Here is an 8,763-nt window from a genome sequence, read left to right on the forward strand (position 1 = left end):
AAGTCCTCTTAAGAGGACTGAAGAACTCATTAGTCCTCTTAAGAGGACTTTCGCTATAAGAGGGGGACTTCAGTCCCTGGCGGACTAACGGACTGGCAGATAGTCGGCTTAAGTTGACACCTATTGGCACTCCCGTTTCCCTACGGCACTCGATCGCGGGGTGTACTTCATAAACCTGGAATATGCTGTATTTTTTGGGTTCAAAACATCGGTTTGATCGTCGTTAGGACAGCTTACTGCCAGACCAACACTTTTGCTTCGTATTCCGGCAAGTCAATCATAATATTGTCATCGCCCGATTCCACATCATAATTACCAGTCCATTCGTGCCAAGTTCCATTGGCGGGGAAGTGGGGAATGCTGTAACCAGCTAGATAATTTTCCGACATATTAGCCACTACCACAACTCGCGAACCTTCATCGTTCCAGCGAGTGTAAGCAAACACTTTTGATTCGGGATCTTCGTGGAAAAAATCGATGTTTTCGGTGTAAAGTGCTTGGTTGTTTTTGCGCAGGTTAATCAAGCCTTTGTAGTATTCCCACAAACCTTTATTCATCTCATTTCCTAGCAGCGTCCAGTCAATTTTAGCTTGTTCGATTGTTTTGGCTTTATATTCGCCAAATTCTTCGCCCATCCAAATCAGCGGCACGCCAACTGCGGTCATTAACAGTACAGAACCCAACTTGACTCGCTTGAATGCTGGTTCATCCAAAATCCCGCGATCGCCCAATTCGGCAAAAATGCGATCGTGATCGTGATTGCTCAAATAATTGACTACATTTGTCGCACCCAAGAAGCCTTGCCGCTTGCAGTCGATTACGTCTTTGAGGCGTTCTAAATCAAAGGTATCGCCGCAGATATGTTCGACAATGCAGTGATAGAAACTATCGTGCCAGCAGCCGTCCATTGGCCCGTCTAGATTTGTGATGCTGGGAGTTTCGGGAATGTATTCGGCAACGGTATAAAAGGGTTTTGGGCCGGCGGCATTTTTGGCTTCTTCAACTATCCAGTGCATGAAATCGTAGTTAGCAATCTGTCGCGCGGCATCGAAACGAATGCCGTCGAGATGATATTCTTGAACCCAATAACGCACTGTATCGCCGATGAATTTGCGCGCCGGGTAAGTTCCTAAGTTTTCGTCGTAAAATTCGTAATTGAATTCTGGGCCCCAATTGTTGTCTGGATCGCGGGGGGCGTGGTGGTACCAATAATCGTGATCGATTTGGGTGAGGGGGCTGGATGATTCGGAGTGGTTGTAAATTCCGTCGATGATGACGCGAATCCCGCGCCCGTGACACTCGTCTATCAGGTTTTTGAGTTCTGCGGTGGTGCCGTAGCTGGACTCCGCAGCGAAGAAGTAGCGCGGGTTGTAGCCCCAACTGTAATCGCCTGGGTATTCTTTGAGGGGCATGAGTTCGATCGCGTTGACGCCGAGCTCGGCTAGGTAATCGAGTTTTTCGACGACGTGCTCGTATTTGCCGCGGGCCAGGGGATCGGCTTCACCGCCGGAAAAGTCGGCGACGTGCATTTCGTATATTACTAATTCTCGATCGGCCCGTAGCGGTTTGTCATCGTGCTGCCACACGTAGGTATCCACGATGCGATCGCCATCTTTGATCCGAAGCACGGCGTTTTGAGTAGGATCGTCAATATCAGTCGCGTAGGGATCTACCACATCTACCCACTGATCGGCTTCTAGAAACCAGCTTTTGGACTGCACGCGAAATTTGTATTGATAAACGCCATCCTTCAATTCAACTTCGGTGCGGAAATAACCTGCTTCGTCCTTTTTCATCGGAATTTCTTCCCAATTAGAAAAAGACCCCATCAAGGCAGCTCCTTTATTGTATGGAGCAAATAATTTGAATTTAATTTGAGCGGCCATATTGCCTCTTTTTAGCATATTTCAGTAGCAGTTGATACTTTGAATTTCGCAAATTAAAGCGAACTCAGGCATCACTCTCTGGATATAAATTCTGTAAATGCTTAACTATTCCTAAAAGTAGGAGCATCTTGCCCCAGAGGCTGCATTTTCTGAAGTGAACTGGCCCCAAATTGGCAGTGTACTCTAATTTATCTAACTTCTGCTGGCTCAACGATAAGTATTAAAAATTAGAGTCAGATATTGCATCTATCTGAAGGTATATTTTATAAAAAATTTTTTTTAAAATATCTGTACTGAGATAGATGCGGACTTATATTATAATTTTTGCAACTTAACTCTTTGGCGATAGCTGCCCATTGTGCGATCCTCTTCGTTGATGAGCCTCCGGTAGGGGCGGGCTTCGCTAACGAGATTTTCGATAATCGAAGCAGGGATTTTTGACCCCAAAATACCCTAATAAATTTGTCGCCGCGCGCGCACCAAATACCTAAATTTTTGGCAGTAAGGTGCGCGGGACGCACCCTATTTTTAACTGCTTTTTAGCTGGTGATAATGCTTCATCCAACCAAGCCCGAGCGGAGGGCGAGAACGGCTGCTTGAGTTCGGTCGTCAGCGCACAGCTTGTTCAAAATATTGCGGACGTGAGTCTTGACTGTACCGACAGTAATGTACAGCTTTTCGGCGATAGCAGCATTGCTGTAACCCTGCACGATTAGTTCCAAAACCTCTAATTCCCGCTCGGTTAAAGGGTAAGTCTCAATGATGTGACTGAACTCGGGTTCGGCTGCCTTAATTGTGACTCTTTTGCCCTCTGGCTTCGGTTCTTCCGGCGCAGCCTCCTTAGTTCTAGCTTGTTTCAGGACGATCCGCGCGATCGCCGGATCGATCCAAGAGTTACCTTCGTGAGTTACTTTTACTACATCTAATAACTGATCGAAGCTGATATCTTTCATGCAGTAAGAATCAGCTCCGGCGGCAAAAGCTGCGAGGACTTCTTCTTCGTTGTCCTGAAAAGTCAAAATCAAAATTTTGGTATCTGGATCGGATTCTGCCAACATTGATTTTTTGAACTTTTGTGTCAGTTCAATGCCGTCAAAATCGGGCAAGCCAATATCTACAATTGCCACGTCAGGTTTTGAAGATTGAAGCAGTTTCAATCCGTCTGTAGCGTTAGCTGCATCGCCGACAACTTCTATAGTGTCACGCTGTTGTAAAGCTGTGCGGATGCCGACTCTTGTCAGGTCGTGGTCTTCTATCAAAGCAACGCGAATTTTACTCATCTTTCTTCCAATAGTCCGCTAAATTTTTAAAATATCATCAAGTGACTCAGCCTAGCTGAGTCAAATTGAGAATGTGTCCTGATTTAGCCTTTGAGAGGCTGCACATCTTTTTCCAGCATACTCATGCAATCGCCAAGATTGCAAGTAAATTTTCAAGTAATTTTACCGAGAACGGCTCAAAAGTGCGATCGGGACTGGTGACGGTCTCAATGTTATAACAGTTTACATCAATTATTGCATTGTCCGCCCCTTGATAGAGGTAAAGATACTACTACCCAGATAACTTGAAAGTATAAAAACTTTTGATGCACCTTGTACGTCAAATCAATAAAGCAACCCGCACTCCTTCTTTAGTGGGTGTTCGGGAGCAGGTTCATTACTTATTTTTTATAAAACCAGTTATGACTCACTATCACAGCAATAACTCTTTTCCCTCGGACTTGGCCGAGACGGAAATATTATACAAAGCATCAGAAATAACATCCCCCCAACTACAAGTTGGCTCTTGCCAAACTCAGGACGATCGCCCGTTGCAGGTAATTCCTCATATAGTTTGGAAAGTAAATGCCAGCGGCTGGGCGACTTATTTGGGCGACTGCTGGGAGGAGTACACGGGGGTACCAGCATCCGCAGCTTTGGGTTTCGGCTATCTGGCGCGCGTCCACCCCGAAGACCGCGCTCGTCTGTTGGCTCGCTCGCGCACGGATCAGATCCCGCCACCAAGTTATGAAATAAAATTTCGTCTCTTGGCGCGGTGCGGTACTTACCGCTGGAACGTGGCGCGAGGAGCGCCCGCCAACCCAGACTCTCAAGAAGTTTTGGAGTGGGTGGGAACGTACACAGATATAGAGGCGATCGAACAAACTCAACACCAGCCCGCAGCAGAACCAGGATTTTTGCGCGGTGAATCGTCCTCGCAAGCTAAGATCGAAAGCGAAGATTTGTGCGACAAAATCAACGCAGCAGGCCATTTGCAGGCGATCGAGCGATTTACAAATCTGTTGGGCCAGCGTGCGGGAAACTTGCGCGAATTGTTGCAAGCGATCGCGGACGCGACTGTAGAGGCGATCGCCGGAGCCCAATTCTGCCTGGTGGCACTCCCAGAGAGCGATTCGAGCAACCTCAAACTCAGCGCTGTCGGGGGCGCGACCAACTTAGCACGTGCAGGTAAAACCCGGCACGTCCAAGACAAGCTGCTGCTGAAAGCGTTTGCAACGGGAGAGTCTCAACTGTGGCGATCTGAGTCGGACTCAGGAGTGCCAGTGGCGGCCTGTGCTGCGGCGATCGAGTCCGGGGAAACCGGGCGTTTGGGCGTGCTGGCGATCGGCAACGAGAAAGACAGCACCGCCATTGACAAGGGTTCTTTGCAACTGCTGGCGGTGATGGGAAGACAAGCTGCGATCGCGATTAACAGCGCGCGGGCGATCGAAAAATTAAAAAAACAGGAACAGCTTTTAGAGTTGCAAAACGAGCTGCTAATTCGCCAGCAGGAAGAACTGGAAAATCAGGGCCGGCGCATTCAACAGCAAAAATTGCAACTGCTAGAAGCAGCAAAGTTAAAATCGCAATTTTTGGCTACCATGTCCCACGAATTGCGAACTCCGATGAATGCAATTATTGGTTTTTCCCAATTGTTGCTCCGCCAGCACAAACAACTGCTCAGTACCCCACAAATAGACATGGTGGGGCGAATTTTAAATAACGGTAAAAACCTGCTAGTGCTGATCGACGATATCCTCGACCTCTCCAAAATCGAGAGCGGTCGCACAGAACTAGAAATTGCAGAATTTGATTTAGCGCATTTAGTAATGAATGCCGCCTTGGAATTTGGCAATCAAGCCAGCGACAAGAATTTGGCAATCTGCGTCGGCGTGAGCTTGCAACATCAATTTATAGTTAATGACAAGTTGCGCCTGCGCCAAGTTTTGGTAAATCTGATTTCTAATGCGGTTAAATTTACCCATCAGGGCTGCATTCGCATTGAGGTGCAGGAATTAAATGGCGATCGGCTAAGTATCGCCGTTCGAGACACAGGAATCGGCATCAGTGAAACCGATTTGCCCCACATTTTCGACAAATTCCGCCAAGCAGATCAAAGCACAACTCGCATTTATCCTGGCACCGGTTTAGGACTAGCGATTAGCGCCTACTTAGTCGAGATGATGAACGGCACAATCGAGGTCGAAAGTCAACCAAAAAAAGGTTCCACATTTCGGGTCGAAATTCCGCGAAAAGTCAAGCCTAAAAAAAACTAGCCGAAGCTTGTCAGTAGTCATTAGGAAGAAAGAAATCATTAGTCATCAGGAATAAGAAAGAATAGTTGGCGAGCGCACTTTTTCGTCACTTCTTATCATATTCCCTCCAACCACCACAAGAAGATAGGTTCGATCGTTCGGACTTTAGTCCTCATAAAAATTGAGGACTAAAGTCCGAACGATCGAACATCCTACATAATTAAGTTTTGCATTCAGGAGCAATTTAGGAAGGATTAAAACCGAAATTGGCATAGAAATCTGCGGACATTTCGGAGCTTTACTCATGCCAGCTAATTATATCGTATGCGCTCGATTAACCTCAATTAATTTCGTTCGTAGTGCGGACTGAAGTCCGCAGCTTTTTGCGGACTGAAGTCCGCACTACAAACTGCTTTTTGCGGACTGAAGTCCGCACTACAAACTGCTTTTTGTTAGAGTAATCGACCGGACAGGGTATTACACCCAATCCGGCTTGAAAGCCTGGTTTATTCTTCAGTCCGCAGCATCTTATCTTCCTTTGACGAGATACGCAGTTTCAACGGCACCGTCTTATTTCCTAAAGACTAGAAGTTTTCCCAACTTGAGCCTGAGTAGCAATGGGTTTAACATCCGTGTAGCCCATATTATTAGCTACATCGCGCAGCACCGAAATCTGCTGTTCAAACTCAAGACCTTCAATTTGACCTAACACGCCATTCACAGCCTCAGTTGCCTCATATCCTTCAGGAATATCGACAATTTTTTCCCCCATACCAACAGCCCAAGCATACCAAACCAGCAACTGATTGTTAGCAGTTAAAGCTCCGTAAGCGTGAGAATAAGGCGTGTCGTCGCGATTCACAATACCTCGCATGATATTCAGTTGTTGGTCGTGGGAAAGATTGTAAAAATCATTGAGCAGCACGGGAGCTAATTCTGGTTCCGCGGCGGCGGGAGCTGCAGGTGTAATTGACTCTCCCATTTTTTCATAAACAAAGTACAGCAGTGCCAGTTTTTCATCTGTACCCAACCCGTTGATTTTTTCAACCATGTTTTGAGTGTCGTTGGAAAGAGCGTGAGAATTAGTCGCGGCGGGTGAGTTCATAAATAAAATTCCTTAAAAAATGCTTCCAGAATATATAGATATCAACATTTGTCAGTACAAGTCACCATCCCCCAGAGGTAATGCGATTTTAGATTTTAGATTTTAAATTCTAGATTTTAGCTGACAAAATGACTTATTTTATCAGGGTTTCGAGCTTGCTGATACTTAGATTATCTTTTTACAGATGTGTAATTCGGAGCCACAGCTTTAGCATAAATCATCCTTTAGATAGAAGCATACGATACATCTGCGGATAGATGAAAAATCCCGGGAATTAAGTAAATATAAATATATTGAATTGTTAAATAAAAATAGCAAGGAGTAAGCCATGTCGGAAATAAATACAGAATTAGATAACACTCAAACATTTGACGCTGCTCAGATAGTTGAGAGCGTGGAAGCTGGAGAACAAAAGTTGCCGGCGGTTGATGTATCCGCCGACTACGAAGCTTCCAAAGAATTCAGCGTTAGCGATATCGATCGCACCAGTGCCGGCGCCGAAGCAGCCGCCGCTGCAACTGCACCTAAATTTGAGATTCCCGCCCCTCAAGAAATCCCAATGCCGGCAGATGCAAAGGGAAATCCCGATGATTTTCTGTCGATGGCTAAGGAAATTAACCCCTCAGGTGTACCGGGCAATGTTACTGACGATTTGGTGCAAAAAGCGATTGAAATGGGTACTCCCGGCAGTTAATTTAGCAATTGTTAATTGAGTTGACGATAAACAGCAATACTGTAGGGACATAAGATTGTTTATTGGTATCGAGTTAAGCCTAAAACTGTTAGTCTCTCCGGTTTGTATCCAAGTCTAGATCCCCCCTAACCCCCCTTAAGAAAGGGGGAACCAGAAGTTTTCAAAGTCAACCCCTACTCCCCTTCTTAAGGGGATTTAGGGGGATCTGGATTACGGTAGAAGCGCGATTTTTCAAGTATTCGGCTTAAGTTTATACCTATGAAAATTTAAGTGTCGCTAAAGGCTTGATTTTAAGTCGATCGCACGACAAATCTTGCCGATCGCGCGATCGCCCAAAATTTCCACTACCAAATCCACGCGATCGCCCTCAAGCATCGACTGAATAAATAACTCAGGATGCAGCGCTTTCCAGAAATATTCAACAAACCGATTAATTTCGGCCTCAGACATTCCCGACTTCCCCGCCGCCATCATTTCCCGTTCCGCCTGATTGCGCCACACTTGAGAAAGGCGGTAATCTCGGGGATACAAAACCATCAACCGATCTAATCGGTTCCACAGCGGCAAATAGTCGTGCAGCTTTGCATTCATATCGCGCGCAAACTGACAGTCGGCTTCGGTGGAAATCGGAAACGGCGCATTTGCTAAAAACTCGTTCAATCGAGCATCAACCACCGGATTCATGCCGACAAACCAACCCTCAAACAGTACGATATCCGCACCGGAAATAAGTTCTGGTTGACTTCGATCCCCCGCACCTCCCCAGGCTGATTTGTCAAAGCGGGGAATTTCTATTTTTGGACTGTCAACTGCTGCTAATTCGAGAGTTTGAAAAGCGCGCAACTTGTCTAATACTTCTATGCCCAAGTCAAGATCGTGAGTGCCGGGGGGGCCGCGCCAAATTAAACGGGGGTCTTGTTTTTGCAGTTTTTGGCGATCGGCATAAGTCTTGTAAAGATCGTCTAGAGAAAGGCTGACTGTAGAATATCCCAATTTTAAGAGAATTAGCCTCAAAACTTGGCATAAAGTCGTTTTTCCGGTTCCTTGTCCTCCTAAAATTCCTTGAATCAGAGGACGGTTTAAACTTTGTTTTTGTGTCGATAGTTGGATTGCTAGCGGCAGCCAAAGATTCCACAAAGTTTCGAGAAAAATAGTTGACTTTACCGTCCAAGTATGCAGGTCGTCAAGCAGAGAAAAGAATAAATCGGTTTTGTAGCGGACAACATCGGCCGCACTCTCAGGAGTAATGTTAAAAGCTCGCGATCGCACATCGTCGGCAAGTTCCCAAGAGGCAAGGCGATCGCAATCTGGAGCCAGGGGGCGATCGCCCGTTTGCCAGCGGCGTAAAATTTCAACAGGCGTTACAGGCGAGTCAACCATTTTAGATTTTAGATTTTAGGATTGGATAATTGGATAATTAGATGACTGGATGATATTATGGGGTGCATCTGGTTTGTGAAGAGGGCGAAGCATGACCGCATATAAGTTATTAGTTATAATTTTATATTCACTACGGTCATGCTTCGCCCCTACAAACATATTTGCCTTGCACTCATCCGCTGCA

6 protein-coding genes are annotated in these 8,763 nt (G+C 46.0%); 2 read left to right on the forward strand and 4 right to left on the reverse strand.

Going from position 1 to position 8,763, the window contains the following annotated elements:
- Positions 1 to 233: 233 nt before the first annotated feature.
- Both QT974_RS26655 and QT974_RS26660 read right to left on the reverse strand, forming a co-directional pair.
- Positions 234 to 1,886, reverse strand: a complete 1,653-nt coding sequence (locus QT974_RS26655) for an alpha-amylase family glycosyl hydrolase (protein ID WP_333471427.1) — start codon at positions 1,884 to 1,886, stop codon at positions 234 to 236.
- Between the two features lie 557 nt (positions 1,887 to 2,443).
- The gene (locus QT974_RS26660; RefSeq protein ID WP_333471422.1) at positions 2,444 to 3,166 is read right to left on the reverse strand and encodes a response regulator transcription factor; all 723 of its coding nucleotides are present in this window, start codon (positions 3,164 to 3,166) and stop codon (positions 2,444 to 2,446) included.
- A 401-nt stretch (positions 3,167 to 3,567) separates the two neighbouring features.
- Between QT974_RS26660 and QT974_RS26665 the strand changes: the two genes are divergently transcribed.
- The gene (locus QT974_RS26665) at positions 3,568 to 5,421 is read left to right on the forward strand and encodes an ATP-binding protein (RefSeq protein WP_333471423.1); all 1,854 of its coding nucleotides are present in this window, start codon (positions 3,568 to 3,570) and stop codon (positions 5,419 to 5,421) included.
- A 556-nt stretch (positions 5,422 to 5,977) separates the two neighbouring features.
- On the opposite strand, the gene QT974_RS26670 is transcribed toward QT974_RS26665, so the two are convergent.
- Positions 5,978 to 6,505, reverse strand: a complete 528-nt coding sequence (locus tag QT974_RS26670) for an orange carotenoid protein N-terminal domain-containing protein (protein ID WP_333471424.1) — start codon at positions 6,503 to 6,505, stop codon at positions 5,978 to 5,980.
- A gap of 328 nt (positions 6,506 to 6,833) precedes the next feature.
- Here QT974_RS26670 and QT974_RS26675 point away from each other — a divergent pair, with 328 nt between their 5' ends.
- On the forward strand, positions 6,834 to 7,199 hold the full coding sequence (locus QT974_RS26675) for a hypothetical protein (protein WP_333471425.1): 366 nt from the start codon (positions 6,834 to 6,836) through the stop codon (positions 7,197 to 7,199).
- A gap of 276 nt (positions 7,200 to 7,475) precedes the next feature.
- Here the strand turns inward: QT974_RS26675 and QT974_RS26680 are convergent, their stop codons facing one another.
- Entirely contained in the window at positions 7,476 to 8,579 is a 1,104-nt protein-coding gene (locus QT974_RS26680; protein WP_333471426.1) for a glycerate kinase, read from the reverse strand.
- Positions 8,580 to 8,763: the final 184 nt, after the last annotated feature.

This window comes from Microcoleus sp. BM001215392 (genome assembly GCF_036700185.1).
In the GTDB taxonomy this organism is placed as follows: Bacteria; Cyanobacteriota; Cyanobacteriia; order Cyanobacteriales; family Microcoleaceae; genus Microcoleus.

What these genes read in the sequence shown, in the direction of transcription:
- QT974_RS26670 (WP_333471424.1), bottom strand. Translation starts at nt 6,505, where the DNA reads ATGAACTCACCCGCCGCGACTAATTCTCACGCTCTTTCCAACGACACT.
- QT974_RS26665 (WP_333471423.1), top strand. Translation starts at nt 3,568, where the DNA reads ATGACTCACTATCACAGCAATAACTCTTTTCCCTCGGACTTGGCCGAG.
- QT974_RS26680 (WP_333471426.1), bottom strand. Translation starts at nt 8,579, where the DNA reads ATGGTTGACTCGCCTGTAACGCCTGTTGAAATTTTACGCCGCTGGCAA.
- QT974_RS26660 (WP_333471422.1), bottom strand. Translation starts at nt 3,166, where the DNA reads ATGAGTAAAATTCGCGTTGCTTTGATAGAAGACCACGACCTGACAAGA.
- QT974_RS26655 (WP_333471427.1), bottom strand. Translation starts at nt 1,886, where the DNA reads ATGGCCGCTCAAATTAAATTCAAATTATTTGCTCCATACAATAAAGGA.
- QT974_RS26675 (WP_333471425.1), top strand. Translation starts at nt 6,834, where the DNA reads ATGTCGGAAATAAATACAGAATTAGATAACACTCAAACATTTGACGCT.